The organism is Paraburkholderia sp. Cpub6, from assembly GCF_014201065.1.
In the GTDB taxonomy this organism is placed as follows: Bacteria; Pseudomonadota; Gammaproteobacteria; order Burkholderiales; family Burkholderiaceae; genus Paraburkholderia; species Paraburkholderia tuberum.
Map to the genome: position 1 here is coordinate 57,656 of NZ_JACHDM010000027.1, position 26,531 is coordinate 84,186.

17 protein-coding genes and 3 pseudogenes are annotated in these 26,531 nt (G+C 58.5%); 16 read left to right on the top strand and 4 right to left on the bottom strand.

All coding sequences use genetic code 11. The annotated features are described in order from the left end of the window. The first annotated feature begins 2 nt into the window (after positions 1-2). Positions 3-1,724, top strand: coding sequence for a nodulation protein NodU (nodU, locus tag HDG33_RS30675; protein ID WP_184038150.1), 1,722 nt, complete (start codon positions 3-5; stop codon positions 1,722-1,724). A gap of 205 nt (positions 1,725-1,929) precedes the next feature. Here the strand turns inward: nodU and HDG33_RS30680 are convergent. Next, positions 1,930-2,438, bottom strand: a pseudogene (locus HDG33_RS30680) (transposase); the annotation flags it as partial. Between the two features lie 393 nt (positions 2,439-2,831). Beyond that, positions 2,832-3,087, bottom strand: a pseudogene (locus HDG33_RS37725) (IS701 family transposase); the annotation flags it as partial. 474 nt (positions 3,088-3,561) lie between these two features. Here HDG33_RS37725 and HDG33_RS30690 point away from each other — a divergent pair. Beyond that, positions 3,562-4,860, top strand: a complete 1,299-nt coding sequence (locus HDG33_RS30690) for a cytochrome P450 (RefSeq protein WP_184038153.1) — start codon at positions 3,562-3,564, stop codon at positions 4,858-4,860. 166 nt (positions 4,861-5,026) lie between these two features. Here the strand turns inward: HDG33_RS30690 and HDG33_RS37730 are convergent. Beyond that, positions 5,027-5,412: pseudogene (locus HDG33_RS37730) on the bottom strand (transposase); the annotation flags it as partial. Positions 5,413-5,811: 399 nt separating this feature from the next. Here HDG33_RS37730 and HDG33_RS30700 point away from each other — a divergent pair. The 10 genes from HDG33_RS30700 (at position 5,812) to HDG33_RS30745 (ending at position 18,692) form a co-directional block, all read left to right on the top strand. Further along, positions 5,812-6,882 (top strand): porin, encoded by a 1,071-nt coding sequence (locus tag HDG33_RS30700; protein ID WP_260330638.1) that lies wholly within the window; start codon positions 5,812-5,814, stop codon positions 6,880-6,882. A 604-nt stretch (positions 6,883-7,486) separates the two neighbouring features. Next, positions 7,487-8,809 carry a lysine N(6)-hydroxylase/L-ornithine N(5)-oxygenase family protein gene (locus HDG33_RS30705; RefSeq protein ID WP_184038163.1) on the top strand — a complete coding sequence of 441 codons (1,323 nt, stop codon included), beginning with the start codon at positions 7,487-7,489 and terminating at the stop codon, positions 8,807-8,809. Between the two features lie 4 nt (positions 8,810-8,813). Beyond that, the gene (locus tag HDG33_RS30710) at positions 8,814-10,055 is read left to right on the top strand and encodes an MFS transporter (protein ID WP_184038166.1); all 1,242 of its coding nucleotides are present in this window, start codon (positions 8,814-8,816) and stop codon (positions 10,053-10,055) included. 40 nt (positions 10,056-10,095) lie between these two features. Beyond that, positions 10,096-10,875 carry a phytanoyl-CoA dioxygenase family protein gene (locus tag HDG33_RS30715; protein ID WP_184038169.1) on the top strand — a complete coding sequence of 260 codons (780 nt, stop codon included), beginning with the start codon at positions 10,096-10,098 and terminating at the stop codon, positions 10,873-10,875. 16 nt (positions 10,876-10,891) lie between these two features. Continuing rightward, complete coding sequence (locus HDG33_RS30720) at positions 10,892-11,227, top strand: cupin domain-containing protein (protein ID WP_221311596.1); 336 nt, start codon at positions 10,892-10,894, stop codon at positions 11,225-11,227. Position 11,228: 1 nt separating this feature from the next. Continuing rightward, positions 11,229-12,812, top strand: a complete 1,584-nt coding sequence (locus tag HDG33_RS30725; protein WP_184038175.1) for a class I tRNA ligase family protein — start codon at positions 11,229-11,231, stop codon at positions 12,810-12,812. Positions 12,813-12,830: 18 nt separating this feature from the next. After that, a complete protein-coding gene (locus tag HDG33_RS30730; RefSeq protein WP_184038178.1) occupies positions 12,831-13,988 on the top strand; it encodes a PLP-dependent aminotransferase family protein in 1,158 nt (385 codons plus the stop codon). Positions 13,989-14,296: 308 nt separating this feature from the next. Next, complete coding sequence (locus HDG33_RS30735) at positions 14,297-15,853, top strand: cytochrome c peroxidase (protein ID WP_184038181.1); 1,557 nt, start codon at positions 14,297-14,299, stop codon at positions 15,851-15,853. Between the two features lie 356 nt (positions 15,854-16,209). After that, positions 16,210-17,202 (top strand): DNA-binding protein, encoded by a 993-nt coding sequence (locus HDG33_RS30740; RefSeq protein ID WP_184038183.1) that lies wholly within the window; start codon positions 16,210-16,212, stop codon positions 17,200-17,202. Further along, entirely contained in the window at positions 17,199-18,692 is a 1,494-nt protein-coding gene (locus tag HDG33_RS30745) for a tyrosine-type recombinase/integrase (protein ID WP_184038186.1), read from the top strand. The genes HDG33_RS30740 and HDG33_RS30745 overlap by 4 nt, the downstream gene beginning before the upstream one ends. Positions 18,693-18,804: 112 nt before the next feature. On the opposite strand, the gene HDG33_RS30750 is transcribed toward HDG33_RS30745, so the two are convergent. Continuing rightward, positions 18,805-19,839: a hypothetical protein gene (locus HDG33_RS30750; protein ID WP_184038188.1), complete on the bottom strand. Its 1,035-nt coding sequence runs from the start codon at positions 19,837-19,839 to the stop codon at positions 18,805-18,807. Between the two features lie 157 nt (positions 19,840-19,996). Here HDG33_RS30750 and HDG33_RS30755 point away from each other — a divergent pair, with 157 nt between their 5' ends. The 4 genes from HDG33_RS30755 to HDG33_RS30770 all read left to right on the top strand — a co-directional run bounded on the left by HDG33_RS30755 (position 19,997) and on the right by HDG33_RS30770 (position 25,983). Beyond that, positions 19,997-20,266, top strand: coding sequence for a hypothetical protein (locus tag HDG33_RS30755; protein ID WP_184038190.1), 270 nt, complete (start codon positions 19,997-19,999; stop codon positions 20,264-20,266). Positions 20,267-21,261: 995 nt separating this feature from the next. Beyond that, positions 21,262-22,152, top strand: coding sequence for a hypothetical protein (locus HDG33_RS30760; protein ID WP_184038192.1), 891 nt, complete (start codon positions 21,262-21,264; stop codon positions 22,150-22,152). Then, positions 22,149-24,449 carry a hypothetical protein gene (locus tag HDG33_RS30765; RefSeq protein ID WP_184038194.1) on the top strand — a complete coding sequence of 767 codons (2,301 nt, stop codon included), beginning with the start codon at positions 22,149-22,151 and terminating at the stop codon, positions 24,447-24,449. The genes HDG33_RS30760 and HDG33_RS30765 overlap by 4 nt, the downstream gene beginning before the upstream one ends. Continuing rightward, entirely contained in the window at positions 24,433-25,983 is a 1,551-nt protein-coding gene (locus tag HDG33_RS30770) for an ATP-binding protein (protein WP_184038197.1), read from the top strand. Before HDG33_RS30765 ends, HDG33_RS30770 begins: the two co-directional genes overlap by 17 nt. Positions 25,984-26,531 lie beyond the last annotated feature (548 nt).

Below are 26,531 nucleotides of genomic sequence, written 5' to 3' on the forward strand. Positions count from 1 at the left end.
TTATGCGCATCTGTGGGATCAAACTGACGCACGACGGAGCGATCGCCCTTGTCGAGGATGGAAAACTGGTTTTTTGCGTGGAGCAGGAAAAGCGAGACAACAATCCGCGGTATCAGGCGATCGACGACCTCGACGCGATCGCGATCGCATTGGCCGAGCATGGTTTCGATGCGCACGATATCGACCAGTTTGTCATCGACGGCTGGGACGGAGTAGTCGAGTCGCAGTTTCGCGTCCTCAGTGGGTCGATTCCCGTCAGCCTGAAAGGGGCCCCTTATGCCGAACGCCAAGCCGATGATCTTCTCGCTTCGATCGACGGCTCCGGACTGCTTGTCGGGGGCCAGTCCTTTCCTTATAAAAGCTATCCTCACGTGTCAGGCCATGTGGCCTCCGCGTACTGCACCAGTCCCTTTGCCCAAAGCGGGCAACCTGCATTCTGTTTGGTGTGGGATGGTGGCATCGTCCCACGCCTCTATCATGTAGAACGCCACCACGCCCGCCATATTGACTGCCTGTTCCCCGTGATAGGTCACATCTACGCTGCGGCGGGTCATCACTTTGGTCCTTATAAGAAGCCGGGCGGCGCCCGGTGGGATCTGGGTGTGGCCGGCAAGCTGATGGCTTACATCGCGCTGGGCTCCGTTGACGAAGATATCGTTGAGGTATTTCGCGAGCTTTATCAGGCACGCTTTGCTGGCGACACGGAGTGTGCGCAAGCTTATCGCGAGAACATCCACAGCGCGGACGCGTCACTAGCGGCTGTAGGAGAGTTCTTCGAAGCAAGCGCGCTGCGACTGGAAGCCAAGCCGCCCGAAGACGTACTCGCCTCGTTCCATGTATTTCTCGAGCGTCTTCTCGTTGATGAAATGGGTATCGCGCTGCAGCGCCATTCGATTGCGGGGCCGAAAAATCTGTGCATCGCCGGCGGATGCGGACTCAATATCAAATGGAACAGCGCCCTGCGCGCAAGCGGTTTGTTCGACGCAATCTGGGTGCCGCCGTTTCCCAACGATAGCGGGTCTGCGATTGGCGCCGCTTGTTGCGCGCTGGCAGTTGAGAAGGGCTTCGTGCCGCTGGAGTGGTCGGTATATAGCGGACCGGCCTTAAAAGGTTGCCAAGTACCGCCCGGATGGACGGCCTCTACTTGCTCCATTGCAGAACTCGCCAGCATACTCGCCACTAGCAAGCCCGTCATTTTCCTTGCCGGCCGAGCCGAACTCGGACCACGAGCATTGGGGGGCAGAAGCATTTTGGCCGCCGCGACTTTGCCCACAATGAAGGATCATCTCAACGACATCAAGTTTCGAGAGCACTTCCGTCCCGTTGCGCCAATTTGCCTTGAGGATCGTGCGCCGACCATTTTTAGCCCGGGGAGCCCTGATCCCTATATGTTGTTCGATCATCAGACGCGCGCGGAATGGCGAGAAAGAATCCCTGCCGTCGTGCATCTCGACGGATCTGCCCGATTGCAGACCATTTCGAGAACTTCCGAGCATCCGGTGGCGCAACTTCTGGTCGAATACGAAAAGCTGACGGGTATTCCGTTGCTCTGCAACACGAGCGCCAACTATCACGGACGAGGTTTCTTCCCGGACGCTGCTTCAGCCTGTGCGTGGGGACGCGTCGAACGTGTGTGGTGCGATGGTTTGTTACTGACCAGGACTGGTCTGTCGCCGTCAGTCGACGAAACACTTTTCGCTACGTTGCCGTTCGAAGATTGCTGACGTTGCAGCTCAGTGGTCAGTACGACGCGGTCACTTGTCCCGGTAGCTCGCTCTATCGCTACGGTCCGAAGACGATCAGCCGGCCTCCCTTGGCTCGATTTTCGCAAGCACTTATCCCGGGCGGAGGTTGCTCATCGACCCGCGGAACCTCGATGCCATCCTCGGAAACGTGGCATCTTCTTCAAAATGCAGTGGGTAATGGGGCTCACGGGGCGTGCGGGTTAAAGCTGGAGAAATCCAGCTTGCCGGCGATGAGAAAGAGGACGGTGCGCATCGTCGTGAAGCGCGTGTCACCGCGAGCCTTGCGCTTGGCAGCTTGAAACAAGCCTTGATGGCCTCGATGAAGCCGTTGGTCTGGCGGGTCTGAGTCCAGGCGACGATGCCATCGAAGTGCTGGTGAATCATTCGCGCCACTTCCTTCATCGGCTCGACCTTTGAGCGCATGACGTTGGTGCACCACTGCGGCAACATCGCGGAAACAACATGGATTTGCTTGCGCTCGAGAATCTCGCGCAGTTGCTCGCGATACAGCCAGGCGCGGGCGGTGCGTTTGGTGGCGTACTGCCTGACCAGCGCCTCGATGTCGGTCAATTGCGCCAGATTCAGTTTGTTCACGTCCTTGAGCAACGTCCAGCCCATCCCCTTGAGTTCCGGGTCGGCTTTCTGCTGCTGGCGGCGGACCGTATCGAGCGCCTTGGACGCGTGGGCGACGATCAGATTGAAGCGAAAATACCAACGAACCGCGCAACTGATGATCGCCGCCGGGAAATGAAAGCCGTGGTACGGTGATTTGCTCTTCTTCATCCCGACATTCTATCTGGCATTGATCTCAAGTTGACAGTGCCAGCCAGCCAGATTGGCTACGAATGCAAACGTCCACACCCGACGTCCGGGTATCTGCATCGATGAGGCGGCTGCAGTAGATGTTCAATCAATTCGACGAAGAGACTGTTTGTGCGGGAGCGAACCAAGCGAAAATACCGATCGAATCAGGCTTAAGTCTTACTGCGTCATATAATTAGTTATGCAGTTTATTTTCGAACAGGAAAAGTGCCGTCTTTGTATATCAGGCGTAGTCCAAGCAGGATACGCAACGTGGTGACGAAATCAGGAACGTGGCGTTGTGCGCGCTGGACTGCCCCGTGGGATGTAATCCGGGGAAGGACAGGCAACGTGCGTTCAAGGAAGTTTTTTTATCGTTTGCATCTGATCCCATCCTGAGTCGCTGAGCCAGCATAAACCCATATGCAGTGATACTCAGTCTGGCGTGGTGGTGAAAGCCACGCCTGTCGCGCCCCTCGCAATGACCGAGCGCGAACTCCTGTTTCAGGTCCTAATAGTCGCGCTCGATGCGCCAGCGCATCCAGGTCACGAACACAAACTGCTCAAGCTTCGCCTCCTCTGGGGCCGGCTCAGGTTGTTGCGTACTGGCCCGACAAACAGTAGCCCTCAAGGACCATCTGAGCGATCACTTAACCAAGAAGAGTTGACCTGGATTAAGGGTACACAGGGAGACCGCGGATAGTATGAAGGAATACGAAGAGCGGATATCGACGTCCGTCACGCCAGTTCACCCATATTAGCGACGCGAACGCTGCAGTGCCTACGCCAACGGGGGACCGATCTGCAGATATCGGATGACAGCAAGCTCTATGCATGAATGCTACTTCAAAGCCGAGTGGAAAGGATCTCAGTACACGCGAGCGGGCGGCCGTCAAAAGTTGAGACCAGTCAGTGAGTCCGCGGGGAGCCCAATAGCGGAATGGGGCGGGGAGAGGCGCCCTTCTCTTGCCTAGACGGTGCTGCCCGTCCACCAACAAATCGCACTATCAATATCATGAGCATGCCAAATTACGACCTACCGAAGGACATAGCAAACCATCTGGTTGATCCGCAGTCCTATACCAACCTCGGTCGTCTCCATGAAACCTATACTTGGGCGCGTGCAAACAACCCTGTCGGGCGCGCAATGGCGGACGGACATGATCCGTTCTGGGTGGTCACGAAACACGCCGACGTCTCCATGATCTCACGAGACAATGTCTTGTTCCGCAACGGCGACTATTCTGTCGTCTGCAGGCCAAGAGCGTCGATCGAGCATGTCATTTCCACCACCGGTAGTCCAAACATCCTCCGGTCGCTCGTGCACGTCGACGGCGACGAGCACAAGAGTCTACGTGCGCTGACACAGTCGTGGTTCATGCCGAACAGCATTCTCGAGCTTGACGACCGTATTCGATCGCTGGCAAATATGACGATCGCGAAGCTGTTGCATCACAGCGGGCAAGTGATCGATTTTGCGAATGACTTTGCATTGCATTTCCCACTGAACGTGATCATGGATATTCTCGGCGTTCCGCAGGAAGATTCCCTGCGCATGTTGACGCTGACTCAGGAGATGTTCGGAAGCGAGGATGCCGAATACAAGCGCGAAGTGCAGCGCCAAGGCGATGCGAGCGGTGCGATGGGCAAGGCTCTGCTGTCCATTGTGGCCGACTTCAAGGATTATTTCGACCGCCTGACCGAAGACCGCCGGAAGAACCCACGTAACGATATCGCAAGCTTGCTGGCCAACGCGGTGATCAATGGACAGCCTATCGATGAAGCGACCCGTCTTGGCTATTACGTGATCATCGCCGCAGCAGGACATGATACGGTTTCGTCGTCCATATCGGTCGCGATGTGGGCGTTGAGCCGCTTTCCTGAGCTACTGCCGCGACTACAGGCGAATCGTTCGCTGATTCCGCAGTTTATCGACGAAACTCTTCGCTACGCATCGCCGGTGCGTCATTTCATGCGTACAGCGACTGCCGACACCAACGTCCGGGGTCGGACAATCCGCAGGGGCGATTGGCTGATGCTCTGCTATGGCTCCGCAAATCGTGACGAGCAAGTCTTCCCTGAGCCGTTCGCATTCAATATCGACCGCAAACCGAACCGGCATCTCGCTTTCGGCGTCGGCGCCCACGTGTGCCTGGGTCAGCATCTCGCGAACATGGAAATGCGCATCTTGTTTGAGGAACTGGTCCCGAGGTTGCGGCTTATTGAGCCGGCGGGCGAAATCGAATTCGTTGCGTCCAGCTTCGTGAGCGGCCCGAAGCATCTTCCCGTTCGTTGCGTGCTGCATCCGCATTGAGCCACCGGAGCCTGCAGTCGGAGTGAACCCTTGAGGCTCGGCCTTCACTGCGGAACTTACCAGGCGCCTAAATAAGGTCCCGGCATGAAGCCGCATATGAGATCGGGCTTGCCGATGAACCGGGCGTCCTCTTTCCGCACCTCTGCATGCAGCGTGGGTTGTGGCGGCCGCACAGCATGGTGATTTCGGCGAGCAGTACGTCAGCCAGTCGGAGGCAGCGCAGTGTAAGCGGCATTGAGCGCGCGGCTATAGCAATGACAGCGGCATCGCGCGCATCAATCTTGGCATTGCCATCGAGCAGGTCGGCAATGCGGCGCATAGCCAGGCTGGTAAGGATGCGACTAGGACACCAAGATCAAGAGCGACTGCCGCGGACAATGCTTCGATGGTGAGGGCGATCTACGACGAACAAAAGTTCACCGAACGTCTTCAGTTCGGAGATGAGTGCACAGCTTGGCCTCATCGTCGGGCCAGCGCTTTGCTGTACCAACGCTTTCGGGTTCGGCCGAGGGCTACGGGGTGATGGTGACCTTTGCCTACGTCAACGCTCATGAATGGGTCGACTAACTAAGCGATGTTGTTGGCTTTTCATGCATCGAGGGGCTTCGCACGTTGCACGGCTCGGTCTGCAACATCGGCGGCAAGTCTCCGCATTCACGTACTGGATGGCCTAACGATGTTCCGGCTGAACTCCTATTAGCGATCACGTGCCCCACCAAGCCCGGTGCCCCCGGCTCACGACTGCAACTTGGAGAATCATGCCGGGTCTAGATTCCCAATTCTCAATTATCGAGGCGTGAAGACAGTAACGGAGTGCGCATGGCATAGATTTGGCTGTTACTCCATGCAACTCCACTTTCTGTCGGATTTGTTCAATGATCACGATATTGGCTCATCAGAAGCAAAGAGAGATTTGGCTTCCAAATGATAAAATCGGTATACGCAGTGGTGATGGGAGTATTTTTTGGATTAGCGTGCGATTCAAGCCGAGCGCAGAGTGGCGTTACGCTATATGGAGCATTAGATGTTCTCATTGATATCTCAAATCAGGGCAGAGGAACTTTAACTAAAATGTCGAATGGCGGCACGCTCGGATCGCGACTTGGCCTTATGGGTAGCCAAGTCTTCGGCGACGGTTACAAAGCTATTTTCAGACTTGAGAGTGGTTTCGCGCCTAATACCGGTACGATACAGCAGGGCGGTGCACTTTTCGGCCGACAAGCGTATATTGGCTTCGAAGGTCCTGAAGGGACTTTAACTTTTGGTCGTCAATACTCGCCAGAGTTTCTTGCTATGAGTGACAACGACGTTTTTTTGGGAGGCTTAGGAGGGAGCATCTGGGGCATTGATCGTACTTTGCCTAATGGTACCGTCCAAGCTACGCTCCTTACCGAGGTCATTACGTGCCGCGTTAATAATTCCGCTCTTTACTCATCTCCGAAAATTTATGGATTCTCGGTTGGGTTGATGTACGGTCTCGGCGGTGTTGCGAAATCTACAAGTGGCGGAACAACTTTTAGCGGGGCAATCAATTACACCAAAGGCCCCGCAACGTTTCATGCCGGATATGTCTATCAGAGAGACGCATTGGATCAGGCATATTACAAAGCATGGGGTGTCGGCGGTAACTATAGGATCGGGCCGGTAAGAGTGTATCTCGGATACACTAAAGATGACTATTCAATCATAACTGGCGCAGCATCGTTGAATAATTCGTTGCAGTATGCAATTGCCAATCTTGGGGCGAGCTACCAAATCACCCGTTCGGCCGTATTAATGGCACAAGTTATCAAATTGATTGACACCTCGAATGGAATTACTCAGTCAAAAAACTCATACGTTGTAGGACTAGGTGTCTTTTATTCTCTTTTGAAAAACACCAGTATATATATCGGGTATGCACAAACAGAAAATAAAAATGGGTCCGCTTACACGTTGGGCCAAGCCCTATATTACGGGGAACCGGCATACCCCAACTCCTCGGCACGCGTGTTTAGATTCGGAATGCGAACGACCTTCTAGATTGAAGTTGAAAATCGGCGGCTAATTAGTCGAGTCTGAACAATCCGGCGAGCCTTATATGGCATGGCTTTGGGGCCGAAATGGTGTTGTTGGAATTGCGGGAACCTGGCATATTGATGCGTAAATCCTGCATTACGGAATGTTGGCGTCCACTTTTTTCAACCGGCCTCACCGACGCGATTGATGACGATCGCCGGAAGCGATGACCACGATAGACCGATTCGATGTTCTGAGTCCCGGATGTTATCCGAACCACTGAGCAACGTGACAACTCTCCTTGGACTGCGGGTGATCCGGCGTCTGAATCCGACAACGCCGCGTGGACAATTGACGCACCGCAAGGTTTGCGTATGTTCAAAGTGTTCAGCTTCTCAATTCCTCGTATGATTCACTCAGGCGGCCCGAGGTAATGTCAAACCAAGCATAGTGCTGGTCAGAATGCCGCTATTGGGAAGAAAAGCGATCGTCATCGACTGCTTTCGTTTTCCTGCAGCGGGCATCGGCTACGCAGTACGCCGGCACCACCGCCTCAATCTTAGTCCACGGGAATTGCGCTGCACTATCTCGGTTGGCCAATTCCCCTCTAACGGCGGAACAAGTTCCTATGGACATGCTAGACGTCATCGGTATTGGTATCGGACCGTTCAATCTAAGCCTCGCGGCGCTCATTCAGCCCACCGGTTTGCGAGCGCTCTTCTTTGAGAAGCGCATAAAGTTCTCCTGGCATCCGGGGCTCATGCTGCCCCAAAGTCAACTCCAGGTGTCGCCGCTCAAGGATTGCGTGACCCTGGTGAATCCCACAAGCCCCTATTCCTTTCTCAACTATCTCGCTGTACATCGACGCCTGTACAGCTTCGTGAATAAAGGTGGAAACAGCACGTCGCGACGTGAGTTCACCCACTATTACCAATGGGTCGCGCAATGCCTGGACACGCTTCGATTCGGCGAGGAGGTGATCGATATCAGGCCTTGCAATAAGGGCTATTGCGTGACCACTATCGCGCGCACATATCATGCGCGCGCGGTAGTGGTCGGGGTCGGGGTCGAACCCAAGGTGCCGGCATGTGCGCGGCAGGTGGTTGGCGAGACGGTCTATCACGTAGACGACTACCTTAACCGGAAACCGTTCAGCGAAGACGAACATGTGCTGGTGGTGGGCGGCGGGCAGAGCGGCGCGGAAGTCGTCGAGCACATGCTGACCGAGTCAGGTCCCGACAAGATCACTTGGGCGACGTCGCGCGCCAATCTGTTTGCGATGGACGACAACGCATTTGTCAATGAAGCATACATACCCAGTTATAGCCAACGCTTTCACACGCTGCCGATCCAGCAGCGCCGGGCCATTGTCGAAAGCGAAAAGCTCACCAGCGACGGCATCTCCGCCAGCCTGTGCAACCGGCTCTATGAAGCGTTGTACGAACGCAGCGTCCATGGCACGCTAGCCGACTGCTTTCGTCTGTTGCCTTCGGTGACGATGGACGAGATCACCCGCCGCAGCGGTCGCTGGCATATCGGGTTGACCTCGCTCGTCACGTCGCAGCGCAACGGCATAAGCGCGGACAGAATCATCCTGGCAACCGGTTTTCAGCCGCGCCATTTGCCATTCGTTCAGAAGCTGCTCGACGGCGCAAGCCGTGAAGACGGTCTGCCAACGCTCGATCCCGATTACGCTGTGCGCTTCGATGCGCCAATGCCCGGTCCCGTGTATCTGCAAAACCAAAGCCGCGTGCAGCATGGCCTGCAAAGCGTCAATCTTTCGCTGGTCGCGTACAGGAACAGCCGCATCATCAACAGTCTGCTAGGTCGTGCGTTCTATCCGGATGTTCCGGACCGGCAACTGCTCGACAGCCTTGAGGATCAGCAGACTGAAGCAGGATCGGTACTGTGCGACGCGCCTCATGCCTCGCGTCAACCGGCAGTGGCGTAAGCGCATGACTGGCTCCTCCATTTATCTATCGACTGGCGAGCGTGCGATCTCACACGCCGAGCACCTGCCGGCATCCCTCCAATTACGGGCGCTCATTCCGTTTCTGATCGCGTCACTGGTGATCGCCGCTTCGTACGGGACGAGTTTTCTCCTGCCCGAGTACCTGCAATCCCTGGGCATGAAGAGCGATGTCGCCGGCGCCGTGATTTCGAGCGGCATGGTCTCGACCATGATCTGCTGCTGCGTGGCTGGGCGCATAGCCCAGCGTATCGGTGTCATGCCGACCATCGCGCTGGCCTCGCTCGTCATGGCAGGCAGCATGCTCTGCTTCGCCGCTGCGCCAATGGACATTCGTGCCGTCTATGCAGGCGGTTTGCTGTTGGGCGCCGGGTGGTCCGTGTTCTTCATACTCGCGCCGCTGCAAATCATCCATCATCTGTGCCCCAACGCGCGTATCCAGTACCTGACCTTCGTCTCCGGCACGCAAATGGCCGGCCTAGGCATGGCGGCGCCTTTGAGCCGCCTGATCGCCCAACATACCGGCTCGATCGCGCTGGCCTACCTTTTGTTCGCTGCGGCATGCGCGGTGGCGGCAGTCTGCGTCAAGATCGCCGGCGAGGCGATGAGGGATAGGTCCTGTTTGCCGATGACGCGCGTGGCCATTACCGCGACCGACACGTTGGCCCTGCTCAGGGCACGAACAGCAGTGCCGATCGCAATGATCGCACTGGCAGCCTGTGTCTTCGCCGGGCTGGCGACTTACCAGACACCCTATGCCGTCTCGCGTAACCTCAGGCCAGACCTGTTCTTCCTGACGTTCACGATAACCAGCGTGGCACTGCGCTTGTCGCTCGCGAAAACCATGGGACGCATCAAGCCCGCGCGACTGGCGCTCGCATTGTTTTTGCTGACCGGCGCCTCGCTCGTACTGTTCCTGTTGAACCACGGCAGCACGACGCTTTATATCGTCGCTACCGCGCTGTTCGCCACGGGCTACGGACTGAGCTACTCGACCCTGAACGGCCTGGCCGTGAACCTCGCCGGAGACCACGCCGTTTCGGTGCCGGTGACTTCGCAAATCTTTACGCTTGCCTATTTCATCGGTCTGTTCGGATGCCCTTTCCTATGTGGCGCCCTGATTCACGTTTTCGGCGCCGATGCAATGCTCGTCGCCCTGCTAGGCGCCGTACTCGCCAATGTCGTGCTACTCGGCGTCATGCGAATGAAGGCGCATTTCGCCGCCTGACTTCTCCTTGAAAACTCCGTTCCTTAACGAGGTGGTTCGTATGCTGAATGAAACGCAAAAATCCAAGTGGCACGAAGATGGATATCTAAAAGTAGAGGGCTTTTTCGATCCGCTCACCCGCGAAAAGATTTCTGCTCTGGTCAACGATGTCTCGCGCTGGGAAATCAGCGACAGCAAATGGATGATGTGGTTCGAGAAGACCGAGGACGACCGCAGGATCGTTTCAAAGGTAGAGAACTTTTTGGACTTCAACAACGAGCTGCGCGATCTGTTGTTGGCCGACAAGCGTATCCAGACGGCTGTCGAATCGCTTCTCGATGAAGATACCCGCATGCTCAAGGAACTGCTCATCTTCAAGTACCCGGACAGCGGCGGCTATCGTCCGCATCAGGACATCTATCACATCCCGCACAACATTCCTGAACGCATGGTGCATGCCGTGGTCGCCATCGGCATCGACGATTCCGATCCGGACAACGGCGGCCTGTTCTTCAGTCCGGGAAACCATCATAAAGGTGTGTTTCCGATGGACGCCGGCGGCGTGATTCATCCGGAAGTGGCCGAGACGTTCAAGTGGGAACCCGTGCCCTGGAAGGCCGGCGACATCTTCGTCTTCGACGACTACGCGCCGCACTATTCGCAGCCCAACAAAAACAACCGTTCGCGCCGCACGCTCTATCTGGTGTTCCAGCGCGCCTCAACTGGTGGCCCCACGCGTACGGAATACAACAAACTGAAGCGTGCCTACAACCCACCCGAAGGCAAGGAATCGGATATCCACGATCTGAAGCCGCCAAATGGCATTTTCTATCGCACCTAATGTAATTCACCGGAGGATGTGCGTGTACACAAAGCAGATTGACCCATCCATGATGCAGCCGGAATACGGCGTTCTTGTTTGCCGGCTGCTCGAACATCTGCCCGCTGGGCTGACAACAGCGTTCGGCACGTCGATTGTTGAGGTCGTGCCGGCGGGCGCTGTCAATCTGCACTCCCATTCCGAGCATGAACTGTGGGTACTCATTTCAGGCAAGGGAGTCTTCGAGGTGAATGGTCAGGCGCGCCCAGTCGCAGATTCAACGCTGCTCTATATCGAGCCGAATCAGGAGCACGCGATTCGCAATGCCGATCCGGCAGCGAGCCTGAAATTTCTATCGATATGGTGGGACTAACGTGAACACACGCACTTTTTTCGTTTGCCCCGCACCGCCCTGCCCGAACGGCAAGCTGCATCTCGGCCATATCGGCGGGGTCTATCTGCTCACCGATCTTTTCGTTCGCTTTCAACGCATGAGAGGTCACCGCGCCTACCACGTCACAGGTGCGGACGAGCACGGCACCTATACGGTAGTGAAGGCGCGCAAGCTCGGTCGTCCGATTGACGAAGTCGCGCAGTTGCATATTGACGAGATAATGGATTGCTTGCGGGCAATGCACATCGAGCCCGATGTCTTCATCAGAACAACGGACGCTACGCACAAGCAGAACAGTCTGAAGATCTTTCGCGACCTGGAAGCTGCAGGCTACATTGATGTGCGTGATGGCCATCAACTCTACTGTGAAAACTGTGACGAGTTCGTGGCCGATTCGCTTGCCGTCGGCCTCTGCCCCGCGTGCGATGCGTCCACCGACAGCAACTTGTGCGAAAACTGCGGTTTGGCGCAACAGCACTCGAAGTTGCGAGCGCCAGTCCACACGTCGTGCGGCGAACCGCTATCGCTTCGCCCCATCGAACAGGCGGTTTTCGACATCCCTCGCATGGCAGCCATGCTTGACGATGCGATCAAGGGGAGTGAATGGGATCAAACGATCCAGCGTAAAGCGCGTGCATGGTTGCGTGACGAATTGCGGCCGCTGCCTATGTCGCGCATTTTCGACCGGGGTGTGACACTTGAAGCACCCGCGAAGATTGCGGGGCAAACGTTGATGACGTGGTTCGAAGGGCTTTGGTGTTTCGAGACGGGGATCCGCTTGCAGTGCGCGCGCGACGAGGTCAACTACGACACCGTGATGCGCGACCCCAATACACGCCTCCTGTTTTTCATGGGCCAGGATAACCGCTTCTACTACACCATCGGCGTGACTGGCAGCCTGCTTGCGCGCGGCTATCCGCTTCCGGCAAATCATTCGATCCAGGATTTCTACAGATTGGAGGGCGAGAAATTCTCGACCAGCCGCGACCATGCACTCTGGGCAGATGAAGTATCCCGGCAGGTCGACCCGAGTGTGTTGCGCTATGCGCTCGCTCGGATTGCCAAGCCGTTCGGCACCAACAATAACGATTTCCAGATCGACGAACTGATCCGGTCGGCTTCGCACATCCTTGCGTGGGAAAGCGCCCTCCGCCGCGATTCACTGCACTCGGCGAATGTCGATGGAAGCGGTCTTACGCCGGCGCACGACGACATAGTCCAACGTTATATCACCGCGATGGACCAGGTACGCTTCTGGAACGCCCTCGATCTGATTGACGAATACTTCGTCGCGACGGGCTTCGGCACGAGCCCGGAAACGTGGCGGCCGGTGCACGTATCCGTCTTTCTGAGCATGCTCTATCCCGTGATGCCAGTGCTGGCCGAACGCTATGGAAACGTGTTCTTTGGCGAGAATTGGACACCGGCACTCGGCGCAAACGCCACGCTATTGGCTACGCCTCCCAGAGCAACGGCCGAATTTCCGCCGTTCGGAATGCCGATTGCCGACTCGTTCATCCGCCAATATCAATCGCGCTTCCAGCGCGCCGTCGATGCCGCGTAACCAACGATGAAGCCAGTCATGTCGATGCGCAGTCGCACTTCGCTCAGTTATGGGGTATTCGACTACACCTCAGGCAAGGACACAGTCAACTTCGCCTATGGGCTTCCCGATCCTTTGACGTTCGCCCGCCTGCAATGGCCGGACCCGCTTTCCGTCGAGACGGGCGTCAGTATCTCCGACCTACCGCAGTACACCGACGCCTATGGCCTTCCCGAACTGCGCGGACAGCTTGGCCAAAGGTACCGGATGGCGCGTGGCAATGTCATTCTGACGAACGGCGCTTCACAAGCCCTGCAACTGCTCGCCGATGCTTTTATCGACCCAGGAGACGTCGTGCTGACCGAGGACCCGTCCTATCTCGGCGCGTTGCGCATTTTCTCTATTGCGGGGGCGACGGTGGTTCAAGTAGGTGCGGATTCCTCGGGTGTCAACCTCGATCTGCTCGAACAAGCATTGCTGCGCGCAAAGGGGCGAGCCAAGTTGTACTACACCACTCCGGCGTTCCACAATCCGACTGGACGATACTTTGCACACCGGCATATGGTCGAGGTGGAGGCTCTACTGTCCCGCAACGGCGTGCGGCTGGTGCAGGACCTGGTTTATAGCGAGTTGCCCTATGATGGCGCGTCACCCGAGATTCTGCAGGCGGGTGGCAACATCATCAATGTGCATAGCTTCTCCAAAATCTCAGGCCCCGGGCTTCGCGTAGGCTGGGTGCTGGCCGAGCCGGAAATTGTCGACCGCGTAGCCCACCTGAAATGCGATGGAGGTGTGAGTCCCATTGTCAGCAATATGGCGCTCGCCTTATTGCAGTCGTCGTCTTTGGACGCTCACGTCGAACACCTAAGGACGCACTACCGGATCAAGCGCGACGCAATGCATAGGCTGTTACAGGCCTGCCGATTCTGCAAACCGGATTACGAGATTCCGAGTGGTGGATTTTCGTTCTGGGTCTCGCTTGCCGAAGGCGTCGATTCCGCCGAATTGGTCGGCGAGGTGCGCCGGAAGCACAATGTGAAACTCGTCGAAGGAAAGCACCATGGACCGAGCGGTGCAGCCCATGTACGCTTAAGCTTTAGTTATCTCCAGCCGCGTTTGATCGAGCGCGGCTTGGCTCAGATAGAGGATGCGCATGCGAGCCTTCTGACATCGACGCGCTTTAAGCGGCGTGGCTAGAGAACGCCAAGTACTACGCATAGTCGGTGCGAGTTGTACAAGCGTAGGCCGAGCGAAGACATCCACTGCGCCGCCGTCTACCGCAAACAAGTCGACGAACGCTTTTCGGCATGGCACTACGTCACTGATTTCGCCCAGGATCCGTCCGTTATATAGGCAGACACCCCCTTCGCGCGTGTCTCGGAACCAGTCAATTCCTGTGCGTTCTGTACGATCAGCACGTGATCGCTCTGCAGCCGATATCAACATCAAGATCTACCCCATGTAAACGGTATGGGATTCCGACCAAAATCGAAACAGGAGAGCGAGTGAAAAAACTGCTGATCGTGTCGATCGCCGTCGTGCTGATAGGCTATCTCTGCATCAGCGGTATCGCGTACATACACGACAAGGACTATGCGGAAAGAGCGGCCGTGAGACTGGCTGCGTCCCCACAAGCATTCGGCATCCGCGAAGTGTTGGATCGAAACGCGTGCTATTACTGCCACTCGACGAAAACTGTCCTGCCCAACTATGCCGCGCTACCGGGCATTCGTCAGCTAGCCGAGCACGACATACAGACGGGCCTCGCCTACTTCCGCATCGACAGCCTGTACGCGGCGCTCGAAAGTGGCGTACCGGCCCCCGAAGCCGATCTTGCAAAGCTGGAAACCGTTGTGAACGAACGCAGCATGCCACCAAAGCTGTTCCGCTTCGTACACTGGACCACCGGCTTGAGCGGCGACGATCAACGCGCGCTTCTCGACTGGATCGCGTCACAGCGACACAGCGCATATGCGACGCCCGGCGTTGCACCAGAGTTCGCTAACGAGCCGGTACAACCGTTGCCACATTCCTTGCCGACTGACGCGGGCAAGGTCGCGCTCGGGAAACAGCTTTTCAACGATGTCCGACTATCGGCGGACAACACGATATCGTGTGCGAGCTGCCACAAGCTAGCGATCGGTGGCGTAGATGGAAAAAAGGTTTCGTCCGGCGTGGGCGGCCAGTTGGGTGCAATCAACGCACCGACAGTGTTCAACTCGGCACTCAACCGCAAGCAGTTCTGGGACGGTCGCGCCGCCACGCTGCAGGAACAGGCCGGCGGCCCACCGCTGAATCCGGTCGAAATGGCGTCCACGTCATGGAGTGAGATCATCGATAAGCTGAAACAGGACTCATCGCTGACGCAACAGTTCTTGCGGGTGTACCCGGACGGTTGGTCAGGCGAGAACATCACAGACGCGATCGCCGAATATGAGACGACACTGCTAACGCCGAGTCGCTTCGATGCTTACCTGCGCGGCGACAGGGATGTGCTGAATAGCGAGGAACTGCGCGGCTACCAGTTATTCAAGGCAAACCATTGCGCGACCTGCCACGTTGGCAAGAATCTGGGCGGGCAGTCGTTCGAACGGATGGGCCTCGCGGCCGACTACTTCGCCGCGCGGGGCTACGCGCGCACCGACGCGGACGACGGCCGCGCCAACTTTACGAAAGATCCGCTCGATCGCCATGCGTTCAAGACGCCGACGCTGCGCAACGTTGAGCTGACCGCGCCCTATTTCCACGACGGCAGCCGCATCGATCTGCGCGAAGCTGTACGTGACATGGCGACATATCAGGTCGGCAAACAATTGGCGGAATCGGACATTGACGCAATCGTCGCGTTCCTGAGGACGCTAACGGGTACGCTTTCTTTCCATGCCATGACCATCTCTCGCCAGAACTCCTCGCCCTGCCGAGGCCGCCGCGTGCCCGTCGATACAGTCTCTCCCGTGGTGTTCTCCATCGCATTGCTCCGTCGTTACGATGGCTACACCCTCGCGCCGCGCGTACGTGCGTTCAAGACGGGATGCGCTGATGGATACGGTGCGAGTTCGTGAAGTCCGCACGGGCAAGCTGCCGCTCCTGAAGGTCCGTACGAGGTAGCTTACTCACTAATAAAGTGCTCGGAAGTGGGTCCCATCCCGCAGTGCTTAACCCTGCGTCGATGCCTGTCCCACGCGCCACGGTGACCAATTGTCGGCTGCGGCTTCGGGCGTCGGGCGAAGTCGTGCGCTGGCCGCGATAAGGGCGTTTATCGCGGCAAGCGTGTTTTTAACCGCGCGGAATCGGGTTTTCTTGCGTCAGGCCTGTGCGTAATCTAATGTGGAAATCCCGCCCTGCGCCCCGTGCCGCGGCTTCCGCCCGTCGCCCCGGCGCGCTGCCGTGCTGCCGTGCGGGTTTCCCGGAGTTCTTCATGGCCCGCCCCGCCGCCGTCACCCCCGATGCGATCCGCAGCACCGTGCTCGCGATGCTCGCCGAAGCGGGCGAGACCGCGCCCGCGTCCGACGCGCGCTTCCGCCGCATCGTGTCAGTCCGGAAGCTGCGCGCGCGGCTGGGCGCCGGTGACCCCGCGACGCTGTCACGGCACCTGAACGCCATCGAGGCGGAACTGGTGCAGGCGGGCCTGACTGGCTTCGCGGTGCCCGACGTGCCAGCAGAGATCGCCGCGCAGATGCGCGCGCTGTGGGAAGCGGCCGTCGCCACCCAGCTCGACGGCATCGTGCGGCTGCGTCGCGAGACAGAAGCCAGGGTGGAAGCCTCCACCGAAGCGCAGCGCAATGCCGGGCTGAAGGTCGAACTGCTGCGGGTCGAACTCACCGACGTGCGCAGCCAGCTCAGTGCGCGCGATGCGGAGCTGGCGGTCGCCCGCGCCGGGTTTGAGGCGGCCGGTGCCCGGAGCGCCGCCGCGGAAGACGCCGTGGCCACGCTGCGCGCGCAGCTCGCGGCCGTGGAAGCCGCGGCGGCCGAATCCGGGCGCCAGCACACCCGCGAACTGGCCACGGAACGCGCGCGTTATGACGGCCTCTCAAAACAGCTGCTGCGCGAAACCGCGCACCAGCGCGAGACGCTTCAGACCGAACGGCAGCGCCTCGAAGCCGAACTCGCCCGGGCGGCGGAGCGCCTGGGCGCGCTGGAGGCACTGCGCGAGCGGCTGCTCACGGAACTGGCGGCGCAGCGCCAGGCCCAGCAGCAGGCGGCGGCCGAAGCGGCGGCCCTCGTGACGGTCGTGGAGCAGCAACGCCAGACGCTGGCGCTGGTGGGCAGTGCGGCCACGCCAGGACCCTCGTCGGCCGCCCGCCGCCGGGCACGCCCCGCTGCGAAAACGGCTCATGCCGCCGAGTCTGGCCTCGCCGGTGGTGCCCGCCCATCCGGACACAGGCCGGCCGCGGCGCGGAAAGCGCGATGAACCCGTCCGACTGGCTCGACACCGGCTGCCGGCCCCCGCAGCGTCTGCCCGATTCCGTCGACGCCGCGCTCGGGTATCTGGCTCACGCGCTCGGCCACCCGCTGTATTGCCGCTGGACGCTCGCGGCGCTCAAACGCGGCTGCCCGTCGCTGGCCGACGCGAAGCGCGAGCACCCCGCCGTGTTCGCGCTGCTGCTCGAGCACGACACCGCCATCGAGTACTGGGAGCGCGGGCGGCTGCGGGTTGTGCCGGAAGTCGCGGCCCCCTCCGCCGCCACCGTGCTTGAGCGCGCCCTGCGCCAGCACCGTCGGCGCTTCCGTGCCGCAGCGCCGGATGACACCGCCGGGAACGCGCGTGAAGGCACCGCCGTCACGCGCACGGGGGCGCCCAGCCAGGACCTCGCGCCGCTGCCGGCCGGGGTGGAGCCGGCGTGGCTCGCGCGCGCCGGCCGCTTCGCGAACCAAGTGCCGCTGACCAACACGCTGGGGGTCTCCGACGACGCGCAGGCAGCGAAACTGTTCCTGCGGGAGCGCGCGTCGCACTCCCCGCACACGCTGCGCGCCTACCTGTCGGAACTGCGGCGCCTCGCCGCCTGGTGCCGGCGCGAGGGCCTCGGGCCTTTCTCGGATCTCACCCGGCAGGACCTGATTGCGTACCGCGACGCCCTGCAGGCGCCCCGGCAGGACGCGGCGGGCGCCGTCACGCGGCCGGCGCCGGCGAGCGTGTCCCGCGCGCTCGCCGCGATCTCGAGCCTGTTTGCGTGGTGGCACCGCGTGGGCTATCTGACGGTCAATCCCGCCGAGGGCCTGGCCGCCGGGCGCCGCGCGCGCATGACCTGGACCCCCGTGCGGTTCCTGTCCGCCGCCGCGCTCACGCACTGCGACGCGGTCGCCGCCGGTGACGCGCCGGCCGGGGTACCGCCGGTGCTCTGGATGCGGCGCCGCGCGATCTGGACGCTGTACCGCTACGGTGGCGTGCGGCTCGCGGAACTGGTCTGGCAGGAGGAACCCGCGCTGCCCCACGTCGAAGTCGACGACGCGCGGCAGTGGACCCTGCACGTGCTGGGTAAAGGAAACCGGCTGCGCGCGATCCCGTTGCCCGGCGCCTGCCTGCCCGCACTGCGGGCCTACCGGAACGCTATGGGACTGCCGGCCGATCCGCCCGCCGCGGAACGCCTGCCGCTGATCCACAGCGAGCGTGGCCCGGCGCTGGGCGCTAGCGGCCTCTACGACGAGGTCCGGGCCCTGTTTGCGCTGGCTGCGGCCCGCGTGCCGGCGGCGGACCGCGCGATGCGCGCGGCGCTCGAGCGGGCCTCCACCCACTGGCTGCGGCACGGCTACGCGCGCACGCTGGTGGTCGACCACGACGTGCCGTTACCGGTCGCGCAGGCGCTGCTGGGGCACGCGTCGGTACAGACGACAGCCGCCTATGCGCGCACCGGCCAGAACGAGGCGCGTGCGTTTGTGGAGGGGAGTTTTGGTGCCAGCTAAAAACCGCTGCGCCTATGATGCTTTCCGGGAAATAGCCGGCCGTCCATCTCGCGCCGTCGAACAGGATGGCTGATTTACCTCTTTGGTAAAGAGGGAGTAGCGGAGTAGGCGCCTACTCAAGTAAGCGTCTAAGCGGCGAATCGCCCATCGCGATGGAGGTACCGTTGACGACAAGGTCCAGTTCACCCTGCCTCGAGCAATATGCGGGCCGCTGAATAGGCGGGAATCTTAGCCGGGCTGGAACCCGGCCGCTTGCAATCAAGCCGACAACGACTTCACCCAGATTCGCTGCCAGTCCCATTCCGATCGGATGGAACGTATGTCTATCACCGGCGCGGAGCCAGATTCTGGACTCCCAAGCTTGCAGGAATATCGCTAGCTGATTCCACAAAGCTTTGAGAAACAGCCAGTCAGTCGTCTCAAGGCACGGCAACGCTTCAGGAAACATCTGCCCCAGATTCCTGTAAATAGCCATCCAAGCCTCGTTCGACATTTCGCATGATGCCACCCTTACTTTACGGAACGCTCGCGCGTATTCGTACGGATTGCCAATAATCTGTGCACGCCGGAGGCGAAACCAGAGCATCTCGGCCGTGGCGATCGAAGGCATCCCGCCCACCAACGTCGGACTTATAAGTTCCTTCCATATTTCATCTGACAAGACCGGGGACCAAAGGTCGCGCGAAGCGTCCTGCAGATTTGCGATTTGGGGTGCAAGCAAATCCAGCCTCTGCGCTGTCCAGTCATCTTCCGAGAGCAATCGCCATAGCGGCGCGTTATCGTCACTCAGCATATCCAGAACGGCACTGTGCGCGACCTGTCCTAGTTCGCGCAGGCAAGTCGCTATGGCGCCGTTCTGTCGCCTGCTGGATGCGTCGAATTCGGAGAGTTGATGAAGCCGTAACCAGCGATTCCGCCTTGCGCGGAAGGTGGCGCCGCTCGGCGCAAGCTTGTCCGCTGCGCGGGACAGACAAGCTTCACCCGTTGCGATCAGGGCTGCCTTCTGAAGGAAATTCAGCCGCAAGGTCGACACGGCCGACGCGCGGCCTCCTTCACCTGGAACGTCGAAACTTTCGCACCGAAACAGATAGTGGTAGCCGCGACGCGGACTCTCCCGGCCGACTGGTGAAAATGCGATGAAATCCATGGCCCCCTCCATCCGCACACACTTTTTGCCATGCAATTCTGTGTTCGCCTATAGGGCCCGACTGTCCTTTAATCCCCTACAGAGGCCAATTCGCATTCGCCACTGATAGCGACAAGACGCGACATTCCGCGACACAGAGCACAGGGACACGACTGCCATGAAAGATCTGAATGTTGAACACGAACAGGCTGACACAGTGGTCGACTCCCTCGCGACGCGACACGGCCCGCTTCTCGGTGGCTCGGCCCTCTGGCATGTGCTTGGTTACGCCAGCGCCCGAGCATTCAGCAAGGCCGTCGAACGCAACACGGTTCCGGTCGCCACCTTTCACATACCCCATCGACGGGGGCGCTTCGCGATGACACATGATGTCATCGCCTGGTTGCGAGCAACGTCGGCAATAACGTGCCGAAAGCAGAATACGTAACGAATTCCGACCGACATGGAGGTGTATCGATGAAGTAAAACGACCATTAAGAAGGGTCCAGAAACGAAAACGCCCGGGTTCCGACACCCAGGCGGTTCCGCACTGCTTCTTGCGTCAAGTTCCCGCTCGACAGAATCAGTGTGGTTCTCTTTCCGCTGCTTGTCAACCGGCGGAAGCGGTGATTCTTTTGCCGCTACTTCAATGCGTGCTGGCCGTTTCCAGAAACTTCAGCACTCGAAGGCAAGTCGTCGTTTCTCCCTTCGCTGGATAGACCGTGTCCCTGGTAGACCTGCGTGCGAGCAGCGCGCGCAAGTCCGGACGCCCTTCAGTCATGCCCGACCGAAGCCCGCGCTGAGAAGGCGGGTGTGGAGAATACGATGATCCCCTTCCGAACCTACGATACATACCAGCCGTTTGGCCTGCCAAAAGTTCCGCCCAAGACGCTCCACCGGCGGACGCTTACCGGACCGTTCAGAAGCTATGGCCGTCAGCCCGCGATGTCTGTCCGCCCTCAAAACGGAGAATTTTCCTATGTCGCGCTGATCGCCGATTACATAGCCGTGAAAACGGAGGCCTACCGATCCGTCGTCGAGTTGGCCAGTATCTACGCTGATCGTGCGCGCCGGGACGGCTTGCCGTGTGGAAAGTCCGTTGTGAACTGTCAAAAACCCCTTTGCCCCCACACCGTTTCTCCGAAAACGCCGCGTACCGGGACGAATTGCAGGCATTAATGTTCAAACGTATTCATCAAAAATTGATTGACATTGACCGAGCATGGTCCAACTCACCTCCGTCTTGTGGAAATCTTGTGAGCGTCCCGCAGTTTCTGCACGTATATCGCAGATTTGCCACAAGAAAACGCGATTTGCGCTGACCACGCGGTCCGATCTCCCGTCCGCGAGAACGAGCGAACCTGACGCGCCCACCGGGTGTAGTCAGCGCCATCGCTCGGATATCGCGAAGTTGAATTCCTTTCGCCATGAACAGGAAGCGATATGAATTCCCGATCGCTAAGGTCAAAGATAGAAAGCGGTGCCGGCCAGGGACATTTCGACAACTACGTGCCAATGTGGCAATTGACTCGAGGCAACTGCACCTACTTCGGGGTGCAGGCGACAGGTCCGATGCCCGGCTATCGTCGCGGGAGCTGTTTTCGGCAGCGTGAAGACAGAATAGCCGCGCTAATTGCATTGTGGATTGGCGGAATGGATGCCAGGGAGAACTTTCCGCTATGGCCATTCCCACACCCGCACCCACTTTCTGATTGGCCACTCGGCAAACCAACGCAGCGGACATGTCACGGACTGTTGGATATAGCGTCCGACGAGCATGAGCGAAAGCTCCTTCGTCGGCGAGCCGGCGAAGGGTTTGTACCGGAAGTCACGCTCAATATCACATATGGTGAACACGATTATCCTCAGAGTTGCTTGCTAGCGTGCGGACGTGCGATCAAAAAATCTGATGTAGCAATGCCTCATTCCAACGGCGACGTCGCTCGCGCGCAGGCCTATGCGATGGCAAACGACATGCGCTTTTTCCAGTTTGATCGCAGTCATTTCAGCCGAACCCTGGTGTCTAACCTGGAGGTCTGGTCATTTTCCGTAAATACAATCCGACGCGATGTGGCTCCCGACCTAGTCAAGCGCGTTGAAGATTTTCTGCTGCGCCGCCTGGAAATCGATACGCCTTGTAACGCGGTCAATCTGGCCAGTTCTCTCCTGGCGATTCCGCCACTCACCGCGTGGACCGTTCTCAGGTACATGCAATGGCTACAGAAAGTCGACGTTGATCCACGCCGTGACATCTTCCATCTGGAATGCTTCGTTCCGGGCGGCCGCGCCTTCCGCGAATCCCTGCGCAGCCTGATTCTGGGAGTGACGCCATGAACAGCATTCCGGTCGGTTCGACCCTCATCCCAACCGGCGATCTGCCGCCTTACCAGACAATCCAACGCGTCCTGACCTGGAATGGCGACGGCTACTGGTTGATACCGCTTCCATTCGACGGCAAGCGCAGGTACGCGCGCGGCCCGAAGTTCCAGGCGGCCGAGCGGCTGCAAGCCTGGCTGGACCAGGGTCTGCTGCGCATCGGTGATTTTGAAGTCCCTGAACTCTGGAAGAATACGGATGAAGACCTGAACCGGTGGTTCGGCGGCACACCCGAAAATCCATGCAAGATCCTCAGAGTGCGTAATCTTGCCTACGACGCCATACAACCGTTCATCGAACAGGCATCGACCTTTGAAGCCCTGTCGACGGGCAGTTACGCAGCATGGATCCGTAAGGCAGCGCAAACGGGGCCGCACAAGGAGGCCTTTCTTTATGATGCGTTACACCGGCTCTGGGCGGGTGGCCAGAAAAATGCACTCCTCGGGCGGACGGCCAGCAATGGTGGACGCGGTGTAGACAAACCGCAGAACACGAAGTTGGGAAGACGCAACGCAATTGACAAGGCGGCCGACCGCGCGAGCACAGGCTATCCCTTGTCGGAAATCGACAAGCTAAAGCTCGAGTGCGGATGGCAATGCTTCCTCACCGACGGGAGGACAACGGAAGCGGCTTACCTTGAAACAATGGGCCACTTCTATGCGGATCCCGAACACAAATCGGAAGACGGGAACAAAGTCAAACTCCTGGATGCGAACTCAAAACCGACAAGAAGACAATACCGATACTGGGGGCCGTCCAAGGATCCGTCGCAATCGGCGACCCGCCGGATGTTAGGCGAACATGAGTACCAGCTTAACCATTCTGGAATGCATGGCGCTTCGGCCGAGGACGTTCTAGTTATCGGACAGCGTGGCTGGTCAGACTCCAGCGGCGGGGATGTCAAGCTTCGATCCGTGATCTCTTCCTCCATTGAACTGGGGTGTGCGACCGTATTGCCCGTTATGGATGCAAAAAGCGAAGTCATTTGCGGCATGTATATTGGCCTCGAGCCACCTTCCGCACAAGTGCAATTGCAGGCGGCAGCGCACGCAGCTTTGCCCAAGGCAGAGTGGGGCGAAAAGTTCGGCATTCCTGGCATCACAGAAGATCAGGTTCCATCCGTCCGGTTCGATAAGCTCACATTGGACAATGGCGAGGGTCGCAATGGCGAGACGATCCGCGTCTATCTGGGAGCGTGGGAAGGGTGGATTGAATATGCGCCAGCGGCTAACGGCCGCGCGAAAGGTCCCATCGAGGGCGAGCATCATGTCCGCCACGTCGAAGTCGATCAAAATCTGCCCGGTGCGACACACCCGCCCTATGGAGCACCCCGCCGGCCAACGTTAGCGGTTCTCACCTACCCTCAATATGTGCGCCACCACATCAGGCGCATCCTGTATCACAACTGCGAACAGCCAGTGCCACACCTCATAACGGGAGAAATGCGCGCGGAACTTGATGTGACCGCAACGCGCATGGACGTCTTCCGCTGGCTGGTCAAGCACGGGTACGTCAACGGCAAGCCGCCTGACGCGGACACCATCCGTGTCCACATGCTGCCGTCATTCGCTGCCACCATAACTGACCACGGAATTTACCTGCATCGGCCTGATCGAGGTGCCAAAAAGGAATTTGTGGAGCGATGTCGCTTCATGGGCACCCATCTGCGCGAAGCGGGTTTGCTCAATGCAGCACGTCGCCGGGTCATCCCAGCGGAAATTTCCCTCGACCCGAACGACCTGCGTGTTGCGTGGTTCCGCACACGCGACCATGGCCTCCAGAAGCTGGAAAACATCCATCCTGACCGCTGGATTGTAGAACGTTGCACGCTCCAGGAAGTGCTATTGATCCAGGATCGGGACCAACTGACATTGCTGCGCAATGAAGCACACGCCCAGCAGACCGCGTTCGACCGTATCGCCGAACGGGATGCATTAGCCGATGCCGCAATCGAAACGGCCCGTGCAGAGACAGCGTGTAATCCTCCGCCTCAAGCACAACCGGAACCAACCAACCGGGCGGAGGCACGACGCGCGGAAGGCGAAATTCTCGATAAGTCAGGGCTATCGGCCTCTCCAGTGCCGTCCGCCTCAAGTTGCCAACGTTCCCCTCAAGCCGTTCCAGAAGCCAGTCCCATTGCCGCGCAAGCCTCCTCGCGTCCCAAGCAGTCGTATGACCATGGCGAGGTGGACGATGACGTCATGGCGGCAATTCATCAGTTCCAGAATGGAGACAACCATGAAGCAAAAAGCTGAACCTACGCTCACGTCCGACGAGGCGCTACGCATGGCCTATGGTCCTAACGTGCTGCTCGATGTTACAGGGGGGTTCATTGACATCGATGAGATGCCTTCCAGACTGGTCAATCGCCCATTGGACAAGTTACGATGGCAGGAGGTTATCGTACGCCAGCGTGCCGATTACCTGGAGATGGTTAAGACTCATTTTGTCCCAACACCTGACGCGGTCCAGATCGCGTACGCCCTGCAGAAGCTGATCAGGGCTGGCTACATCGAACGCAACCCATTCCTGGCATGCAAAAGGGCGCGGCGTCGTGCCATTGCCCAGATCAAGCCCGATGAGCTAAGAACCGCCCCATGGTTTTCTAGCTTCGCGCGCGCGATGGTGATATCGGGAATTACGGGACTCGGGAAGAGCTTGATGGTCGCGAGGCCGCTCGAACTCTACAAGAAGACGCATGTGCACGGCCCGAGTGTCGAAGGGGGCTGGGAGCAGCAACTCCAGCTTGTCCATCTTTCTGTTCAGATGAGCGGTGACACCTCGCGACTCGGCTTCCTGGATAACATACTTCAGGCAATCGATTCGGCAACGGGAGACACCAACTACTACGAGATGTATGGCGGCCCGAAGTCTAGAATGACGACCGAAAAGCTGATGGTCAAAATTGGGCAGATCCTGAGCCAGCTTTATTGCGGGGTTCTGGTCATCGATGAAATTCAGCTCAGAAATTTCTCCGGCGATCAGGATCTCGTTTTGCTTTTCTTTCTCCGCCTCCTTAATTTCGGAATACCAATTGTATTGATTGGAAACCCGAACGGATTTGATAGGTTTACAGAATCCGCACAGGACACAAGACGCCTCTACTCGGGGGGAGACTTTGAATTGTGGCCTGCATTTGACGAAAACGACGAGGCGTGGAAAATCTACGTCAAGGGAAAGCTCGAGTTTGCGTTGCTCCCTCTGGGCTTCCCGGTAGATGAACGGACGATCAAGGAATTCTATCGCTGTACGGGTGGCGTGCCCGACTATTTCGATAAGCTCTGGGCCGCCATCCAGGAAAAGAGTCTTCGCAGCCGTTCTACGAGCATTCCCTTTGACGATATCAATCTCGTGTACGAAAGCGCGAAGATGAACAAATACCGCAATACGATCGAAGGACTCGTGAAAAGAGACCTTAATCGGCTAGCGGTGACGAAAGACATCGACGTAACTCGGTTTGCTGACTGGTGGGGAATGGAGCTGTCCTCTCCTAGCCCGTCCACCACGCAAGCAAGCGCACCGTCGGAAGCGGCACCCAAAGCCACATCAGAAAAAAAGGGACGAGGAGCGAAAGACAAGTTACCCAAGCCTCGCGCCAGCCGATCCAGGCAAGCCGACGTCATGTATCGCCGGCGACAGCAACGCGCGGCGCAAGCACAGCAAGCTGCGCTGGAGCAGAAAGAGGCGGCGACCGGCCCTGCTGCGCGTGCAAATGCTAACCGTTCAGCCCTGACAGCGGGCGCCGAGCAACTCGTGAAACCCAAGTCGGCCAACAAACCACACTCGTAGATGCTACTGAAAACGCCAGACGCCCGTCAGCACGACTGACGACCGCTTCGGCGTCTGGTACTCGCCAGAAAGGAGACAGCGTGTCCATTTGCATCGTACCCTCGGTCCCTGGCGGAGCCACACTGCAGGCGTTCGCTGCCGCGATAGGACACCTCAACGTGCACCGATCTGCCACCTTCACACTTGAACTCCTCTTCGACAACTCCCAATTCAGAAAGGATCCGCTCGGACAACGTGCGTGGTTTTTCGCCAAGGTTATTCCCTCTGGCCCATTCTCGGATGTAAGCAGCATTTTGGAAGATCATACACTTTGGCCGCTTTACGCCTACGTCTCTCCTGCCCGAGCCAGAGAGGAATGGCGAAAGTCGCACATATCAATGAACTCTTACCCATCGAGGCCATTTTTGCATGGGCGCTCTCCTCATGAATTCGTTAAGCCAAAAATATCGGCTTGCATTACTCATAGGTCAGGAATTTAGCGGACATATGGTCTATGCTTGATCGAGAGTTACTGACAGGATTGCTCATGAAACGAGACGGTCGGAGCC

Coding starts and splice junctions, on each gene's coding strand:
- HDG33_RS30760 (WP_184038192.1), top strand. CDS start 21,262: ATGAATTCCCGATCGCTAAGGTCAAAGATAGAAAGCGGTGCCGGCCAG.
- HDG33_RS30715 (WP_184038169.1), top strand. CDS start 10,096: ATGCTGAATGAAACGCAAAAATCCAAGTGGCACGAAGATGGATATCTA.
- HDG33_RS30750 (WP_184038188.1), bottom strand. CDS start 19,839: ATGGATTTCATCGCATTTTCACCAGTCGGCCGGGAGAGTCCGCGTCGC.
- HDG33_RS30770 (WP_184038197.1), top strand. CDS start 24,433: ATGAAGCAAAAAGCTGAACCTACGCTCACGTCCGACGAGGCGCTACGC.
- HDG33_RS30705 (WP_184038163.1), top strand. CDS start 7,487: ATGGACATGCTAGACGTCATCGGTATTGGTATCGGACCGTTCAATCTA.
- HDG33_RS30765 (WP_184038194.1), top strand. CDS start 22,149: ATGAACAGCATTCCGGTCGGTTCGACCCTCATCCCAACCGGCGATCTG.
- HDG33_RS30720 (WP_221311596.1), top strand. CDS start 10,892: ATGTGCGTGTACACAAAGCAGATTGACCCATCCATGATGCAGCCGGAA.
- HDG33_RS30690 (WP_184038153.1), top strand. CDS start 3,562: ATGAGCATGCCAAATTACGACCTACCGAAGGACATAGCAAACCATCTG.
- HDG33_RS30730 (WP_184038178.1), top strand. CDS start 12,831: ATGTCGATGCGCAGTCGCACTTCGCTCAGTTATGGGGTATTCGACTAC.
- nodU (WP_184038150.1), top strand. CDS start 3: ATGCGCATCTGTGGGATCAAACTGACGCACGACGGAGCGATCGCCCTT.
- HDG33_RS30745 (WP_184038186.1), top strand. CDS start 17,199: ATGAACCCGTCCGACTGGCTCGACACCGGCTGCCGGCCCCCGCAGCGT.
- HDG33_RS30710 (WP_184038166.1), top strand. CDS start 8,814: ATGACTGGCTCCTCCATTTATCTATCGACTGGCGAGCGTGCGATCTCA.
- HDG33_RS30755 (WP_184038190.1), top strand. CDS start 19,997: ATGAAAGATCTGAATGTTGAACACGAACAGGCTGACACAGTGGTCGAC.
- HDG33_RS30740 (WP_184038183.1), top strand. CDS start 16,210: ATGGCCCGCCCCGCCGCCGTCACCCCCGATGCGATCCGCAGCACCGTG.
- HDG33_RS30700 (WP_260330638.1), top strand. CDS start 5,812: ATGGGAGTATTTTTTGGATTAGCGTGCGATTCAAGCCGAGCGCAGAGT.